This window comes from Oceaniferula flava (assembly GCF_016811075.1).
GTDB lineage: Bacteria > Verrucomicrobiota > Verrucomicrobiia > Verrucomicrobiales > Akkermansiaceae > Oceaniferula > Oceaniferula flava.
Genome location: NZ_JAFBGL010000001.1, coordinates 637,711 through 654,123 on the forward strand (window position 1 = coordinate 637,711; position 16,413 = coordinate 654,123).

Here is a 16,413-nt window from a genome sequence, read left to right on the forward strand (position 1 = left end):
GTCTTAGCTTTCGGATTCCTCGGAGCGGGCGGTGCTTTCCTTGGGCTTGCTGGACGAGGTGGTGACTTCGTCCTCGCCGCGGGTGATCTCATGTTCGAATTCTTCTTTGGCTTTTTTAAATTCGCCCATGCTCTTACCTAAGCCGCGAGCGAGCTGAGGAAGTTTTTTAGCTCCAAAGAGCAAGAGGATGATCAGGAAAATGACCACCATTTCTGGATATCCGAGAGGTCCCATAATAAGATAGATGTGTTGGTAATTGAATGCGGACTCCGCTGTGGGAGTCAATCGACGATAAGGTCAGAATGCCGGTTTGGCAAATGGAATCGCCACTCCGGTTACGCACCCTGTGACGACAACTTTCAAGATTCCGCGGCAATCTCACGCGATCTAGCCGCTGCGGCTGCCACTCCGGTGGCGACGCTTTTCTCGAAACCACTGTCAGTCAATGCCTTCAAGCCTGCCAGGGTGGTGCCACCGGGTGAAGTGACCTGGTTGCGAAGTTCGGCAGGGGACATCGGTGATTGTTCCACCATTCGGGCGGCGCCAATGACGGTTTGGGTGGCGAGCTGCAGTGCGTCATCGGCATCGAGGCCTTCTTTCACTCCCTGCGCAGCCAGTTCTTCGATGAAGGTGTAAACATAGGCTGGACCGCTGCCGGACACTCCAGTGACTGCATCAAGCTGGTCTTCGCGGGTTTCCAAAACGATGCCGACCGAACCGAGAAGTTTCTGGGCAATGGCAATGTCCGCATCGGTGGCATGGCTTCCTTTGCTGATGCCGGTGGCTCCCATTCCGATGAGCGATGGGGTGTTCGGCATGGCCCGGATAATGCGTGTGCCCTCTGGGCTGGCGCCTTCCATGCTCTGGAGGGTGATGCCGGCGGCGACCGAGACCAGGCAGGTATCTCCAGGTAGTTCGGCTGAAATCTCGTTAAGAATATCGATGATTTGGTAAGGTTTGCAGCCGAGCAGCACGAGATCGCTTTCACGGGCGACTTGGCTGTTGTTTTCAGCCACCACGGCACCGCATTTATCGGCTAATGTTTGTGCTGACTCCTTGCTTCGGCTACTCAGTAGCACGTCACTGGAGGCGACTAAGCCTGCTGTAATTGCGCCTTCAATCAATGCTCCTCCCATGCGGCCGCAGCCAATCAGTCCAATCTTCATGCGCCGATCTATGGACCACGTAGTTTGCAATGCAAGGGCTGAGGCTGACTTTATCTAACAGATATCCTGGTTTCAAACAGGTGCTTGACGCTTGTGGTTGCAATTTAAGCAGGTGATTGAATCATGTGCTTCATGCCTGCTGAAAAAGTCACCACGAAAGAGAAGATCCTGAATGCGACTGAGCACCTGCTGGCTGAGCGTGGCTTTGATGCTGTTTCTTTGCGCGACATCACCAATAGGGCGGAGGTCAACGTGGCGGCGGTGAATTACCACTTCGGTAGTAAGGAAAAATTATTCGAAGCCGTGCAGTGCCAATGCATGAACCCTATCAATGAACAGCGTATCCAATTGTTGGAAAGCTTGACGGCCGGTGGGCAAGTCGCTGGTATTCGCGATATCTTGGATGCCTTTATGAGACCTTTCCTCACAATGACGATTCAGAGCGAGCTGAAAGAGCAGGTTTTTTACAAACTCATGGGGCGCTGCTTAAGCGATCAGCATCAGGATATTCCCGATGCGGCGTTGCCTTTGTTGGACAAAATGGTGGCTGATTTCAGTCGAGCCATCAGCGCCGCGCTGCCACATCTCCCCGTGGATCAGCAATTGTGGCGGCTGCATTATAGCTTTGGAGTCATGATTCACACCTTGATGTATGCCGATACCGTGCAAAAGCTCACCAAAGGTGCTTGCGGTGAACCGGACATGGAGCAACAACTCGAGTGGATGATCGATTTTTGCCATGCAGGATTCCTCAACAAGGAGGAGATGACTTCATGAAATTGAATCAGGCTCAGGCGATAGCTCGTCGTTATTCAGTCTGTGGTCTGGCCACATTATTGATAGGTTGCGTGGGGAAACCACCGGCTTCTTCGATCGGAAAAGTCGCAGGCGTAGCTCCCGGGAGTTGGTCGGCGACCCAACAGGCGAAGGCAGGTGTTGATGACAACTGGGTTTCCCGTTTTGGCGACAGCCGACTAAATGGGCTTGTGCGCGAGGCCTTGTCGCAAAACCACGACATGCGCATTGCTGCGGAGCGTGTTTATCGTGCTGCCGAGGCGGCTAAAATCTCCGATGCCACCTCGCGCCCGCAGGTGGGGCTGAGTGCTGATGGCACGCGCCAGAAAGTGAACTACGTCGGCTTTCCCTTTGGCGGTGCGTTTATTTCCAACTCCTTTGGGGTGGAGATGTCGGTTGATTGGGAACCGGATATCTGGGGCAGTGCCAGAGCGGGGAAATCGGCGGCCTTGGCCGAGTGGCAGGCGGGCGGACAGGATTACCGTGCCGCCCGCGCATCGCTCGCTGCGCAGGTGTGCAAGGCATGGTTTGCACTGGCCGAGGCCAACGAACAGGTGGCGCTGGCGAAAGAAGCGCTGGCCATCCGGAAGAAGACAGAAACGGCGGTGCGTGAGCGCTTCGAGCGGAATTTGATCGAGGAAGGTGGCTCGGCATCCCAGCTGAGACTGGCTCAAACCGATGTCGCCTCGGCAAAGGCGGACTTGTCCGGACAGCAGGGGGATCTGGAATCGGCACGGAGGCAGCTTGAGTTGTTAGTCGGGCGTTATCCCGCAGGAAAAATCTCCGGTAGCGTGCGTATGCCGCGGGTGCCATCGAGCCCACCTTCCGGGCTACCATCGGAGCTCTTGCTGCGTCGTCCGGATATCATCGCAGCCGAGCGCCGCTACTCCGGCACCATCAAACGAGTTAAAGAAGCCAAGCTCTCCGTCTTTCCCAGTTTCAAACTCACAGGCACGAGTGGCACAACCACCTCCTCCCTGGGGCAGATTCTCAACAGTGATTTTGGTGTGTGGTCGCTCGGCTCAAGCATTGCCTTGCCGGTGCTGACGGGGGGACGAGTCACGTCGGAAATCCGCAGTCGGCGGTCTAACCAACGTGAAGCATTGGCGACCTTGCACAAGACGGTGCTGGAAGCATTCGGCGAGGTGGAAAAAGCCCTGGCCGCGGAACGTTGGCTGAAACGTCGCGAGGCCGAAATGGCCGAGGCTGTGACCCTGGCCAAGGATGCCGCGCAAGCTGCCGATGACGATTTTCGCGATGGCAATGGTGACGCCCTGACTCTTTTCTCCGCCCAGACGCGCCGCATCCAGCTGCAGTCTCAATATGCTTCTCTGCGCCGAGTGCGCCTGACCAATCGGGTCGATCTCCACCTCGCCCTGGGCGGTGGTTTTAAAGTTTCCCCCTAACTCACATCGAATGAAAATCTCTTCAATCAACTCCCACCGCAGCGCTGCTGGCTCTGTCCGCACCGTGGTGATCATCGTCGTGGTCCTGGCCATCCTGGTTCTCGGGCTGATCGGCATGGTGGTCCTGCAGAAAACCGGACCCACCGCCGATAAAAGCTCTCCTCCACGTGCAATTCCCACGGTGAAAATCATCGTGGCTGAAAAAGGCGACCACCAACTCTACGTTCGCACCCAAGGTGAGGTGAAGGCGAGTATGTCCACCCAGTTATCGTCGCAGGTGATGGGGCGTGCCACCATGGTATCGCCGAAGCTGAAAGCCGGCGGGTCGTTTGCCAAGAATGAGGTGATGATCGAAATCGAACGGGCGGATTATGTCTCGGCTCTGGCCCGTGCGGAGTCCGCGCTGGCAGATGCCCAGTTAGCGCTCCAGCAGGAGCAGGCGAGAGCGGAACAATCACTGCGCGACTGGGCGAAACTCGGCAAAGGGGCCGCCCCCGACCTGGTGGCTCGGAAACCTCAAATCGTCAGTGCCAAAGCCCGGGTGACCGCGGCCGAAGCTGATGTTGTGCGTGCCACCCGCGATTTGGAACGCACCACCATCCGCGCCCCCTACCGCTGTCGGGTGGATCAGGCCTATGTCGACTTTGGCGCCACCATTGCTGCTGGCATGCGGGTTGCGGATGTTTATTCCACCGATGTGCGAGAGCTGCGGGTGCCTGTGCCACTGGACGAGCTGGGCTATCTCAATGAAGGAGGGCTGGTAGGCTCACCAGTCGACATCGAAGCCGAGTTCGCCGGGGAAACCAGGACCTGGAGCGGGGAAATTATTCGCAGCGAAGGGCAGGTGGATCGGACCGCGATGATGATGTATCAGGTGGTGGAGATTGCCGCTTCCGATGAGCAACCGCTCAGCGACTTACCCCCGCCCGGACTCTTTGTCAGGGCATCCATCAAGGGACGTGAGATGAAGCAGATTGTGGAAATTCCTCGCACCGCACTGAATGCCGACCACTCTGTCTTGCTGGTCGATGACCAGGATCAGTTGCAAGTGGTGGACGTGAAAGTCGCCCGCACGATGCAGGATACGGTGCTGATTTCCTCCGGAATTTCCGCAGGTGATCGGGTCATCGTCAGTGCCATCGAGACACCTGTCACAGGGATGAAGCTTGAGATCGAAACCGTAGTCAACGAGGAGAAGTAATGGAAAAAGCCATCCATTGGTTCAGTAAGAACCACGTTGCGGCGAACTTCGTCATGCTGCTTGTTCTCCTGGCTGGGTTCACCACCTGGTTCAAGCTGAAGAAGGAAGTGTTTCCCAACGTTTCGCTCGATGCGGTGCTGATCCAGGTGCCGTTTCCCAATGCCACCCCCGAAGAGGTGGAAGACGGGATTTTGCTGCCGGTGGAAGATGCCATCGCAGATGTCGACGGCATCAAGCGGGTGACCTCGACCGCCATGGAGTCGATGGGCGCCGTCACCGTGGAGGTGGAAACTGGCTACGATGTCCGCGAGGTGATGACGGATGTGAAAACCAAGGTGGATGCCATCACCAACCTCCCGGAAGAAGCGGAGAAGGCGACCATTGAAGAGGCTCGTCTGGATATGCAGGTGATGAGCGTCGCGGTCTCAGCCGATGTCGATGAAAAGACTCTGCGGCAAATTGGGGAGAGGGTTAGAGATGGTTTGTTAGACTACCAGCCAGCACCTCCAACCAAAGATTTTGCCGGCATGAAGGACGGCATCATGCGGATGCTGCGCGGCGTCCCGAAGATTACCAAGGCGGAGCTGTCAGCGGTCCGCCCCTATGAGATATCCATCGAGGTGTCCGAGCAAACATTGCGCAGCTATCAGTTAACGCTGGGGCAGGTGGCGGATGCGGTTAGACGCAGTTCGCTCGATCTTCCCAGTGGCTCCGTGCGGACCTCTGCCGGTGAAGTGGTGATCCGTGCCAAGGGCAAACGTTACACCGCGAAGGAGTTCGAAAATGTGGTGGTGGCCACCAAGCCGGACGGCTCTCAACTGCTGCTCCACGACGTTGCCGAGGTGGTCGATGGTTTTGAAGATGTCGACATCAGCTCCCACTTTGACGGTCGGCGCACGGTATTGATCAATGTGTTCCGCACTGGCGAGCAAGACACGCTTCTGATGGCGGAAGGGGTGCGTGATTATATTGAAAATGTCGCCCCCCAGGATCTCCCCGAGGGCGTTCAGTTAGAGCTGTGGAATGACGGCAGTTTGCTCTTGGACGGTCGACTGAGCCTGCTGCTTCGCAATGGTGCTACCGGCTTGATTCTGGTGTTCATCGTCTTGGCGCTGTTTCTTCGTCCGAGCCTGGCCTTCTTGGTGGCACTCGGGATTCCCGTTTCCTTTGCAGGAGGAATCTGGCTGATGCCTGAAATGGATATTTCGGTGAATATGATTTCACTCTTCGCCTTCATCCTGGTGCTTGGTATCGTGGTGGACGATGCCATTGTGGTGGGTGAGAACGTTTACAGTAGAATCCAAAAAGGAGAGCATCCACGTGAAGCCAGTTGGAAGGGCACCCACGAAGTTGGCACGGTGGTCATTTTCGGCATTCTAACCACCATGGCCGCATTCACGCCGATGTTAGGCTTGAGTGGAGTTAGTGGTAAAATTTGGCCGAACATCCCCCTCATCGTCATTCCGGTGCTGTTGTTCTCGCTGCTGCAATCGAAGTTGGTGCTGCCGTCTCACCTGGCATTGCTGCGGCCTCACAACGACAATCAGAACGTGAATTTCATCTTCCGTTTGCAGCGTCGCGTGGCCAAGGGGCTGGAGCGCTTTGTCGAGCATTTCTACCGCCCGCTGCTTAGCTGGTGCCTGCGCTTCCGCTACATTGTGTGGTCGGCATTCATCGCCTTGTTTTTCCTGATGATCGGTCTGGTGGCCGGCAAGTGGGTGCCCTTCGAGTTTATGCCCAAGGTGGAAGGGGACGTGGTCACCGCCAAATTGGAAATGCCGGTGGGTATTGCCTTCAAGAGCACCGAGGCGGAAATCGAGAAGATGGAGAAAGCCGCCCAGCGCGTGGGAAATCGGCACAAGGACATCCATGGAGATCCGGTGCTGGTACACGTCCTCGCCACAGCTGGCACGCAGCCGTTTCAGACTGGCTTCGGCGGCCAAAGCGTGCCCATTGGCAGCAATGTGGGTGAGGTCACTGTGCAGCTGTCTGCCGCTGCCGATCGCACGATCTCCGCCGACGAGTTCATCACCGAGTGGCGCAAGGAGATCGGAATGATCGCCGGGGTAGTGGAGCTGAGTTTCCGACAAGAAACCGGTGCCGGCGGGAATGCCATCGACATTGAAATCTCCGGTCGCGATCTCGAGATGTTGCAAAAGGCGTCCGACCACATTACCTCCGAGTTAGCTGGCTACAGCGGGGTGAAAGATATTTCCACCAACAGCCGGAAAGGCAAACGTGAGATGGTCTTCGATGAAATCACTCCGGCGGGTAAAGCGCTTGGGTTTGACTTGGCGAGCGTTTCCAACCAAGTCCGCCAGGCATTTTATGGCGACGAGGTGCAGCGTATTCAGCGGGGGCGTGATGAGGTGAAGGTGATGGTGCGCTATCCGGAGGACGAGCGTCGATCAATTGAAAATCTGGAGGATGTTAGACTGCGAACCGAGACCGGCGACGAAGTGCCACTCGGCGTGGTGGCCAAGGCGGTGCCAGCACGTGGACCGGCGTCGATTCATCGGGTCGACCGCAAACGGGCGATCAAAATCAGCGCGGACGTGGATCGGGCCAGAGCCAATGCCAACGAAGTGGTCGATCGCTTTAACTCGGAGGTGTTAGATGATCTCTCGGTGAAATTCCCTGGAGTCAAGTGGGACTATCTTGGTGAGCAAAAGGATCAGAAAGACAGCATGACCGAGATGAGTCAGAAATTCATCTTTGCCTTGTTAGGTATCTATGTGCTGATGGCAATTCCGCTGAAATCCTACGTGCAGCCGATCATCGTCATGGCTGTGATTCCTTTTGGCATCGTCGGAGCGGTGCTGGGTCACATTGTGATGGGAATGGAGCTCAGCATCATGTCGATGTGCGGGCTGATTGCGCTCTCCGGTGTGGTGGTCAACGATAGCTTGGTGTTAGTCGAATACGTCAACCGTCACCGCAAGGAAGCTGGCGGACTGCATGAGGCGGTGAACAATGCCGGTGCCGCCCGATTCCGCCCGATTCTGCTGACCTCGCTCACCACCTTTGCGGGGCTCATGCCGATGCTGGTGGAGACGGATATGCAGGCGCGTTTCCTGATCCCAATGGCGGTGTCGCTTGGTTTCGGCATCTTGTTTGCCACCTTCATCACCTTGCTGTTAGTTCCCTCGGTGTATGTGATGATGGAAGACCTGGCTAATTTGTTCAGAGGCAAAAAACAAAGCAGCGAGAGCTAATCGATCACTCCAGGCTGCCACCGCATGAGGACCCGTGCCCTGCGGTGCAGCCGAAACAATGGTCGCCGATCTGGATGGGGATTTCAGCGTAGCTGTTAGGATCGATATCCCAGACCATCAGCGGTTCTTGGGTGGTCTCGTTTTTCAGTCCCATCTTCAGCATTTGGTTGAAATCGCAGTCGAAGACTTCGCCGGTCCATGAGCTGTTGATGGTGTTCCTGCACATCAATCCATCGACGGTGGCGGGGTTGAATGCCTCGCGCAGCGTTTGCATGTATTCGTCCAGCTGACCATTGCGTTTCAAGTAGGAAGCAAAGCGGGCGATCGGCATGTTGGTGATGGCGTAGAGATCGTTGAAATCGATTCCGAAATGCTTCTTCATCTCGCGTTTGTAATCCGCCTTCAGAGCCTCCTGTTCCGGCGGCAGGAAGCCTCCGTTTGGGTTGTAGACAAAGTGCAGCGGCAGCTTGGGGTTCCGACCGTAACCGAGCTCGTTGAGCTTCTGGAAGGCGGAGATGGAGGAGTCAAAGACGCCGTTGCCGCGCTGTTCGTTGACATTTTCCGGGCTGTAACACGGCATCGAGGCGATGACCGTGATTTGGTGGCTGGCGTGATACTCGGGGATCCACTCGTAACCAGGTTCATTGATGATCGTGGCATTCAGCCGGGTCATGACCTCGCGCGGCTGATTAAAGGAACGCACGCTATCCACCAGGTGCCGAAAACCGGGAACCATCTCGGGAGTGCCGCCTGTGAGGTCGAGGGTGGGGATGTCTGTTTGGGCAAACCATTGGATGATGCGATCGATGGTTTCATCGGTCATGATCTCCTTACGGGCCGGCCCGGCATTCACATGGCAATGGACGCAGGTCAGGTTGCACAGCTTGCCGGTGTTTAGCTGTAGAATTTCAGGTGTCGATCTGGTGAGTGGCGTGTGGGCTCTGGCGAGTGCTTGTTGGAAAGATTCGGGCATTGGGGACATGTGTGATAAACCTCGGGTCGTTTTGTAATGGCAATGAGTGAAAATACTCATATTGTATGAATCATCCACTCGCTGGATTATTCCAACAAATATCATCCGCTATGACCATCCTATACATTATTCTCGCGATCCTCGTCGGTGTTGTTCTCATTGCTGTGTTCTGGGCAATGGGAACTTACAACGGCTTAGTCAAACTTCGCAACCGCTACCGCAATGCCTTTTCCCAAATCGACGTGCAGCTGAAGCGTCGGCACGACCTCATCCCGAACTTGGTGGAAACTGCCAAGGGGTTCATGAAACATGAACGTGAAACGCTCGAGGCTGTGATCGAAGCTCGGAATATGGCCAGCAGCGCACGCAAGGATGCCAGCACCGAGGACGCCGAATCGATGGGCGCTCTGATGGCTGCCGAAGGCGGACTGGGCAATGCCTTGGGGCGCTTGTTTGCGCTGTCCGAAGCCTATCCGGATATCAAGAGCAACGCCAATATGATGCAGCTAAGCGAGGAGCTGACATCGACCGAAAACAAGGTCGCTTTTTCCCGTCAGGCATACAACGACGCGGTGACGGAATACAACACCCGCACCGAGGTGTTTCCAGCCAGTGTCATTGCCGGAACGTTTAATTTTGGCCAGGCGACCCTTTTCGAAGTGGCCTCCGAGAGCGAGCGCGATCCGGTGAAAGTCGAATTTTAAGCATCAGCGGACGGGGCACAGTAGTAGGAGGGCAGGAAAACTTTTGCGTAACGAGCGTATTTCGCGGTCGAACCGGAATAATCAACCCCAGCAATGTGCGTGCATTCCGTGCATTGCGTGGTTCAAAATGAGTGATCAACCCCAGCAAAAAAAAATCGCCCAATTCGTCAGATTCGTGGTCAAACGCCGTAGGCATCAACCCAAGTCTTTCCCTCAGATACGGGACTCATTTCGCAAATTTTCTCAGTAACAAAAGATGAACTTCTTCCAAGCTCAGGACGATGCCCGCCGTCGCACCAAATGGCTGGTGCTCTATTTCATCTTGGCGGTGATCGGCGTGATCCTCTCGGTCTACGCCATCGTGGCGGCGGCGATGACTTACCTGGGGGCTGGCAATCCGCTGATGCCCGGCGTGTTCATCATGACCGCTCTGATCACAGGCGGCGTCATGGGGACGGGGAGCTTATTCAAATCCATGCAGCTGAATGGCGGGGGCTCGGTCGTTGCGCGCGACATGGGCGCACGCCAGGTGGATGCTCATACCACCGATACCGACGAGCGGCGGCTGGTCAATGTGGTGGAAGAAATGGCCATCGCTTCAGGTGTCCCCGTGCCGGAAATCTGGCTGATGGATGATGAGCTGGGTATCAATGCCTTCGCGGCCGGCACCGAGCCGGGGAATGCGGTGGTGGCGGTGACCCGTGGCTGTCTCCAGCGTCTAACACGATCTGAACTTCAGGGGGTGGTGGCGCACGAATTCAGCCATATTTTGAATGGCGACATGAGGCTCAACATGCGCCTGATGGGCCTGCTGTTTGGAATCTTGATGATTTCAATGATCGGTCGCACCCTGTTCCATGCCCTGCGCTTCGTCAACGTCCGCGGCTCGTCACGCGATAGCAAAGGTGGCGGGGGTGCCGTGGTGATTGCGATTTTGTTAGCCGGGGTGGGCTTGATGATTGTGGGCAGTATCGGCGTCTTTTTCGGTCGACTCATCCAAGCGGCGATCTCGCGTCAGCGCGAGTATCTCGCGGATGCCTCGGCGGTGCAATTCACGCGTGATACCGATGGTATTGCCGGCGCGCTGATGAAGATCGGCGGCCAGCAGTATGGATCCAAGATCAATGCGGCCAAGGCGGCGGAGGCGAGCCATTTGTTTTTTGCCGACGGGGGCATGTTCAGTTACGGCTTGGCCACCCATCCTCCCTTGGATCAACGGATCAAGGCCCTGCAGAAAAGCTGGGACGGTGAGTTTATCGAGACCCATCTGCCGGACGTCGCCACCGGCCGTTCCGCATCAAGGGACGCTCGGATGAGCGGGTTTTCCGGCCACACACCACCACCGCTTCCCGGTCGCGGTAATGTGGACCGGGTGGAAATGCAGAACCTGGGCGAACCCTCGCAGGTGAATATCAGCATCGGTAGCCAATTGCATGAGAGCCTGGAGCGCGAGTGGATCCACGCCTGCCACGACCGCGAAGAAGCTCAAGCGCTGATCTTCGGCCTGCTACTCGCCGAGGACAACGAGCTGCGTCAGGAAGAGGTGCTGTTTGTCAACAATGGGGCTGGCCAGGACGCCGGGGCCTTGGCTGTGGAGTGGAATCACTCCCTCTCCGGATTGCATTCCTCGGTGAAAATCGCCTTGATCGACCTCTGCGTCCCGACCCTGCGGAGACTGAGCCGACCCGAATACGAGCGCTTTGTCGAAATCACCCAGTGGCTGATTGCCAGCGACGGGCAGGTGGACCTTTTTGAATTCATGCTGCAACACATCGTGGAACGGCATCTCGACAGTCATTTCCAGCGTCGGGGATACGGTAAGATTCGTTACCGGAGGATCGAGCAGCTGGAGCGGGAGTCCAATGTCCTGCTCACCACCTTGGCGGCACTTGGTGGCGAACAGCAGATGCAGGAGGCTTATCAGGCGGCACTGAGCGATTCCGGCAAAACGATGGAAATGCTGCCTCCCGAAGCCTGCGGGCTGAAGAACGTCGAGCAAGCTTTGGAGAAATTCGATGCTGCCACGCCCTTGGTCAAAAAGCAGCTGCTGCGGATGCTGGGAGTGGCGGTGATGCATGATGGCGTGATTGAAAGCCGCGAGGCGGAGCTGCTGCGCGCCACCGCGGATGCCATCGGCTGTGCGGTGCCGCCCTTCGTCAAAAACCGTTGAAGATCAGTGGTAAGTGGTGTTTTATTCCAGCTGATACCATGTGGGTTTTGCAGCAGTAGATGGGGATTTTAGAAACATGAATCTTATTGCCCCGTATCTAAGGCCACTGAATACTTCCCTGCAGATGATTTCCCATAAAAACGTTCTTATTCTCGGACTGTCCTTGATCACCGCCTCCAGTCCCGCGGTCTTCGGTCAGAAGAAAATGCTCTCCCAGCGCAAGCAGGCGTTCTCTCCAGAGCAACAGCTGAAGCAGTTCCAACTGCCAGAGGGGTTTGTCATCGAGCTGGTGGCTTCAGAAAAAAATGGCCTGATCAACCCGATCGATCTGACCTTTGACGATGCGGGTCGACTGTGGACGCAAACGGCACGGATGTATCCATTGGACCCGGTGACCGGCATCCGATTCAGCCAGGCGCTGAAAATGATGAAGGACCCGAACTTGGCGGAAAAATTCCCCCGGGTGGCGGAAATTCAGCAGCTTTATAAACTGGAAAAAAAGGGGAGAGACCAAATTCTCATTGTTGATGACCCGACAGAGACAGCCGATGGCCCACTCAAGGTGTGGGCGGACGGGCTCTCGATTCCACAAAGCATCTACCCCTACAAGAACGGTTGTTTCGTGGCGCATGGGTCGGAGTTTTTATACCTCAAAGACAGCGATAACGATGGCAAACAGGACGAGTTCGAGAGCGTGATGAGCGGCTTCGGGTTTTTCGATACCCACACCATGGCGCACTCGATTGTGCGAGGTCCCGGCGGCTGGCTGTATTTCACCCACGGCGCTCTGAACTCAGGTAAGGTGAAGGTGACCAAGACCGGCCAAGAGCTCGAGGTGAGCTACGCCAAAAACCTACGGGCCAAACTGGATGGCAGCAAGCTGGAGATCATCGGCACCGCCAAGGACAACGTTTGGGGTTACCAAATTCGCTCGAATGGTCAGTGGTATTCTACATCGGCCAACGACAACGGCCTCTCCGTGCTGCCCACCGAGGAGCAAACGGGCATCAGTGGTATCGGTGGCGATTCCATCCGTCCCTACCAGCCCTTGTTGGACAAGGTGCACAAGTTCCGGGTCGGTGGCACAGGCATCTCCGGTCTCGCGTTTTCAGAGGATGGTGCCTACGGGTTTCCCAAGGAGTGGAAAAACGTCGCCTTTCTCGCCAACCCCATCACCAATGGCATCAGCTGCGTGAGGATCGATCGCTTACCGTCCGGCGAGGTCAAAGCCGAGCTCCTGCCGGATTTCCTCAAATGCGAAGACGACTGGTTTCGCCCGGTGAATATCGAGTTCGGCCCGGACGGCTGTCTGTATATTGCCGACTGGTATAACAAGGTGGTTTCCCACAACGAGATCAGCACCGATCACCCGGACAGGGATCGGAAACACGGCCGCATCTGGAGAATCCGCCACAAGGATCAGAAGACCTTTGAGATTCCCAACATTGCCAAGGTGGCCAATCAGGACCTGCTCAAGCATCTGAACGGACGCACGCTCTGGGAAAAACGCGCAGCGTGGCAGCAGATTGTCGATCGCCAAGCCACGGAATTGACACCAGAGCTGAAGAAGCTGGCACTCGACCGCTCGATCGACCAAAGCGTCCGCATTCTCGCCATCTGGAGCCTCGAGGGCCTGAACCAGTATGACGAATCGGTGCTCAAGCAACTCATCGCCGATCAAGATGGTGACATTGTCCGGGAAGCGATCCGCACGCTGTCGAACTCCAGCCTGCCAGCGGCAAAAGTGGCCGCGCTCATTGGCGGTCAGATTGAGTCCGAGAATGCCATGGTGCGCTCGCAAAGCATCAGAACCCTCGAGGAAATTGGCAAAGCGGACCTGAACAGCATCGATCTTCTGGTCACTGCCTGTAAGCCGGCAGCTCCAGGGAAAAGCTTCGGTGGCGCCTACGAGCGCAACTTCGAGCGATTCTTGGCTCGCAAGGCGCTGGAGAATTACCCCAGCGAGTTGGTGCAATACCTCGCGACGGATGCCGCGAAGAAGCAGCCGGCTGGAAATGTTTTGTGGGCGATTCAAGCCCTGCCAGCGCAGCAGCGGGTGGACGTTTTTGTCAAAGTGTGGGACCAAGCAACCCAGGGAGAAATCGATCAAAACACCTTCATCGCGGTGAGTAAGATGCTCAACAATCCGAAGGTGCTCGCCACCGTGCAAACGACCTTTGACAAGCGGGCCGACGAACTCCTGCCGATGGCCATCGCGAATAAGTCGATGATCGACGGGCCGGCGGTGTCGCAATTCTATCAAAAGAAAATTGCCGCGCTGTTCAACTCCGGTGACGAACAACAACAACGTGAAGCACTGCAATTGGTCAATGACCTGCGGGCGCCGCATCATCTGAAATCGATTACTAAAATTCTGGGGTCGAAATCCAAGTCGAGCCTCCACCAGGCGGCAATCGAGGCGGTGCTGCACAGCAAAGGAAACCACGCGGAACTCTACCAGGCCGTGGCGGCCGATCCGGCATACGGTTTCGAAGTCCGACTGCACGCCGCCGCCGCCCTCTGCATCAGCGATGGCAAGGCTGCGAGGGGAGTGGTGGCCAAGATGGTCGACGAACTGAATGACGCTCAGAAAAGCCAGCTGGTCCGCCGATTGAGCTTCAGCAAACAAGGCAACAACGTCCTGTTCCCGCTCTGGAATCAGAAAAAGATCACGCCGAAGCACTGGGACTACCCCTCCGCCGCCAGAGTGGCTCAGCTGCAGAAGCGCAATAAAACTGCGAAGGCCATCTACGCTGCGATGAAGAAGCAAGAGATGTCCGATCGGAAAAAGCTGACTGAAAAGGTGGAGCATTACGCCAAGGTGGTGGATCAACTGAAAGGCAACCCCATGGTTGGCCAAGGTCTGTTTGGCTCCTGCCTCGCCTGCCACGCGGTGGGGGATCAAGGGCAGAAGATCGCACCGCCACTCGACGGCTCGGCTTCGCGCGACACCGAACATTTGCTAACCGCCATCGTCAACCCGGACGAAGCCATGGAATCGGCCTTTGGTCTGTATTTCGCGACCCGGAAAGACGGATTGGGCGTGGAAGGTTACTTGGCTAAACGCGACGACAACGGCATTGTCATCGCCATCCCCGGAGGTGCCGAGGTCTTCATCGCTCGCTCCTCTCTGATCGCTGACGGAGCCATCAATGGGCGTTCCTTCATGCCGCGTGGCTTTGGTGAGCTGCCCGATCAAACTATGGCCGATCTGCTGGCCTATATCAAAACGCTGAAGTAAGCGGCGGCTTCTAACTCATTTTTTCACCATCGCAGTCCGGAGCGTCCCGGGCTGCGTTTTTTTTTGTGGTCGTTGGGCTCAGCATCGTCTCTCTGTGACAGCGACCGACTTCCATCTTTACACTTTTATGAAGGCGGCTCATTTTGATTGAATTAATCATTCATGAATAAGCTGTTATTTTGGTCGATCACCTCTGCGCTGGCGGGGTTTCTCTTTGGTTTTGATACCGTCGTGATCTCTGGCGCCGAGCAGAGGATTCAAGAGCTTTGGGGGCTGAGCGATATGTTGCACGGCTTTGCCATCGGCGCGGCGCTCTACGGCACAGTGATCGGTGCGCTCATCGGCGGCTGGCCGACGGATCGCTTTGGTAGAAAACAGACACTACTATGGATCGGCGTGCTGTATCTCGTGTCGGCCATCGGTTCGGCGCTGGCACCGGATGTCTATTCATTCATTGCCGCCCGTTTCATTGGCGGTTTGGGCGTGGGGATCTCAACTATCGCAGCTCCTCTCTATATTTCCGAAATCGCTCCAGCCGACAAACGTGGAAGATTAACCGGCATGTTCCAGTTCAACATTGTGTTCGGGATTTTGATCGCCTTTCTCTCCAACGCCCTGATCAGTGACGTGGGCGAGGATGCCTGGCGCTGGATGTTGGGCGTGGAGGCCTTTCCTGCCCTCGTCTACGCTCTGATGTGTCGCTTCATTCCCGAGAGCCCACGCTGGCTGATCGGTAACCGTGGCGATCGGGAGGAGGCTAGCCGCATCCTGCGTGAGGTCGATCCCAGCGCCTCCGCGGAGTCGGTGGATCTGCTGGTGGACGAGATTCAACAACATTATCACCAACAAACGAGCCGTGTCCGTCGGCCATTCTGGGTGAAGAAACTCAAGGCTCCGATTCTGCTCGCCCTGCTCATTGCCTTTTTCAACCAACTCTCCGGCATTAATGCGATCCTCTACTTCGCGCCCCGGATTTTTGAAATGACAGGGCTGGGGGAAAAAGCGGCGCTGCTGCAATCCACCGGCATCGGGGTGACCAACCTAGTGTTCACCTTTGTGGGGCTGTGGATGATCGATCGGATGGGGCGTCGAGTGCTGCTCTACATCGGATCGGTCGGTTACATCCTCTCCCTGGGGCTGGTCGCCTGGGCATTCCAGTCCGAGCACTACTCCATCGTGCCTGCCTGCATCTTCGCCTTCATCGCCGCCCACGCCATCGGTCAGGGGGCTGTGATCTGGGTATTCATCGCGGAAATTTTCCCCAATGAATACCGTGCCAGAGGGCAATCGCTCGGTTGCTCCACCCACTGGGTTTTCGCTGCCTTGCTGACCACCTTTTTCCCAAAAATGGTCACCGCCTTCGCTCCGGCCACCGTCTTCGCCTTCTTTGCCGGCATGATGGTGCTCCAGCTCATCTGGGTCTGGCTGATGGTGCCGGAAACCAAGGGCATCAGCCTGGAAAGCCTGGAAGACGATCTCGTGGCGGAGCGATAGGACGACAAAAAAACGCCCCAGTTTTTTCAAACTGGAGCGTTTCTTGGA

At 56.4% G+C, this 16,413-nt stretch carries 11 protein-coding genes; 8 read left to right on the top strand and 3 right to left on the bottom strand.

Annotation, left to right across the window (positions count from 1 at the left end; all coding sequences use genetic code 11):
* Nucleotides 1-3 precede the first annotated feature (3 nt).
* Both JO972_RS02740 and proC read right to left on the bottom strand, forming a co-directional pair.
* Nucleotides 4-234, bottom strand: coding sequence for a Sec-independent protein translocase subunit TatA/TatB (locus JO972_RS02740; RefSeq protein ID WP_309488465.1), 231 nt, complete (start codon nucleotides 232-234; stop codon nucleotides 4-6).
* A 125-nt stretch (nucleotides 235-359) separates the two neighbouring features.
* On the bottom strand, nucleotides 360-1,166 hold the full coding sequence (gene proC / locus JO972_RS02745) for a pyrroline-5-carboxylate reductase (protein WP_309488466.1): 807 nt from the start codon (nucleotides 1,164-1,166) through the stop codon (nucleotides 360-362).
* A 132-nt stretch (nucleotides 1,167-1,298) separates the two neighbouring features.
* Between proC and JO972_RS02750 the strand changes: the two genes are divergently transcribed.
* Genes JO972_RS02750 through JO972_RS02765 form a run of 4 tightly spaced genes read left to right on the top strand, consistent with a single transcriptional unit; the run spans nucleotide 1,299 to nucleotide 7,783 of the window.
* Nucleotides 1,299-1,943, top strand: a complete 645-nt coding sequence (locus JO972_RS02750; RefSeq protein WP_309488467.1) for a TetR/AcrR family transcriptional regulator — start codon at nucleotides 1,299-1,301, stop codon at nucleotides 1,941-1,943.
* On the top strand, nucleotides 1,940-3,367 hold the full coding sequence (locus tag JO972_RS02755; RefSeq protein WP_309488468.1) for an efflux transporter outer membrane subunit: 1,428 nt from the start codon (nucleotides 1,940-1,942) through the stop codon (nucleotides 3,365-3,367). Before JO972_RS02750 ends, JO972_RS02755 begins: the two co-directional genes overlap by 4 nt.
* Before the next feature lie 10 nt (nucleotides 3,368-3,377).
* Nucleotides 3,378-4,568: an efflux RND transporter periplasmic adaptor subunit gene (locus JO972_RS02760; RefSeq protein WP_309488469.1), complete on the top strand. Its 1,191-nt coding sequence runs from the start codon at nucleotides 3,378-3,380 to the stop codon at nucleotides 4,566-4,568.
* Entirely contained in the window at nucleotides 4,568-7,783 is a 3,216-nt protein-coding gene (locus JO972_RS02765; RefSeq protein WP_309488470.1) for an efflux RND transporter permease subunit, read from the top strand. The genes JO972_RS02760 and JO972_RS02765 overlap by 1 nt, the downstream gene beginning before the upstream one ends.
* Nucleotides 7,784-7,787: 4 nt before the next feature.
* Here JO972_RS02765 and arsS read toward each other — a convergent pair whose 3' ends face one another.
* A complete protein-coding gene (gene arsS / locus JO972_RS02770; RefSeq protein WP_309488471.1) occupies nucleotides 7,788-8,756 on the bottom strand; it encodes an arsenosugar biosynthesis radical SAM (seleno)protein ArsS in 969 nt (322 codons plus the stop codon).
* Nucleotides 8,757-8,866: 110 nt separating this feature from the next.
* Here arsS and JO972_RS02775 point away from each other — a divergent pair, with 110 nt between their 5' ends.
* The 4 genes from JO972_RS02775 (at nucleotide 8,867) to JO972_RS02790 (ending at nucleotide 16,365) form a co-directional block, all read left to right on the top strand.
* The gene (locus tag JO972_RS02775) at nucleotides 8,867-9,460 is read left to right on the top strand and encodes a LemA family protein (protein WP_309488472.1); all 594 of its coding nucleotides are present in this window, start codon (nucleotides 8,867-8,869) and stop codon (nucleotides 9,458-9,460) included.
* A 256-nt stretch (nucleotides 9,461-9,716) separates the two neighbouring features.
* The gene (locus JO972_RS02780) at nucleotides 9,717-11,630 is read left to right on the top strand and encodes a M48 family metallopeptidase (protein WP_309488473.1); all 1,914 of its coding nucleotides are present in this window, start codon (nucleotides 9,717-9,719) and stop codon (nucleotides 11,628-11,630) included.
* Nucleotides 11,631-11,706: 76 nt separating this feature from the next.
* Nucleotides 11,707-14,871: a DUF7133 domain-containing protein gene (locus JO972_RS02785; protein ID WP_309488475.1), complete on the top strand. Its 3,165-nt coding sequence runs from the start codon at nucleotides 11,707-11,709 to the stop codon at nucleotides 14,869-14,871.
* A gap of 162 nt (nucleotides 14,872-15,033) precedes the next feature.
* The gene (locus JO972_RS02790; protein WP_309488476.1) at nucleotides 15,034-16,365 is read left to right on the top strand and encodes a sugar porter family MFS transporter; all 1,332 of its coding nucleotides are present in this window, start codon (nucleotides 15,034-15,036) and stop codon (nucleotides 16,363-16,365) included.
* The last annotated feature ends 48 nt before the right edge of the window (nucleotides 16,366-16,413 follow it).

Excerpts from the sequence above, each read along its gene's own strand:
- JO972_RS02755 (WP_309488468.1), top strand. The coding sequence starts at position 1,940 with ATGAAATTGAATCAGGCTCAGGCGATAGCTCGTCGTTATTCAGTCTGT.
- JO972_RS02740 (WP_309488465.1), bottom strand. The coding sequence starts at position 234 with ATGGGACCTCTCGGATATCCAGAAATGGTGGTCATTTTCCTGATCATC.
- JO972_RS02785 (WP_309488475.1), top strand. The coding sequence starts at position 11,707 with ATGAATCTTATTGCCCCGTATCTAAGGCCACTGAATACTTCCCTGCAG.
- JO972_RS02775 (WP_309488472.1), top strand. The coding sequence starts at position 8,867 with ATGACCATCCTATACATTATTCTCGCGATCCTCGTCGGTGTTGTTCTC.
- JO972_RS02760 (WP_309488469.1), top strand. The coding sequence starts at position 3,378 with ATGAAAATCTCTTCAATCAACTCCCACCGCAGCGCTGCTGGCTCTGTC.
- proC (WP_309488466.1), bottom strand. The coding sequence starts at position 1,166 with ATGAAGATTGGACTGATTGGCTGCGGCCGCATGGGAGGAGCATTGATT.
- JO972_RS02780 (WP_309488473.1), top strand. The coding sequence starts at position 9,717 with ATGAACTTCTTCCAAGCTCAGGACGATGCCCGCCGTCGCACCAAATGG.
- arsS (WP_309488471.1), bottom strand. The coding sequence starts at position 8,756 with ATGCCCGAATCTTTCCAACAAGCACTCGCCAGAGCCCACACGCCACTC.
- JO972_RS02750 (WP_309488467.1), top strand. The coding sequence starts at position 1,299 with ATGCCTGCTGAAAAAGTCACCACGAAAGAGAAGATCCTGAATGCGACT.
- JO972_RS02765 (WP_309488470.1), top strand. The coding sequence starts at position 4,568 with ATGGAAAAAGCCATCCATTGGTTCAGTAAGAACCACGTTGCGGCGAAC.
- JO972_RS02790 (WP_309488476.1), top strand. The coding sequence starts at position 15,034 with ATGAATAAGCTGTTATTTTGGTCGATCACCTCTGCGCTGGCGGGGTTT.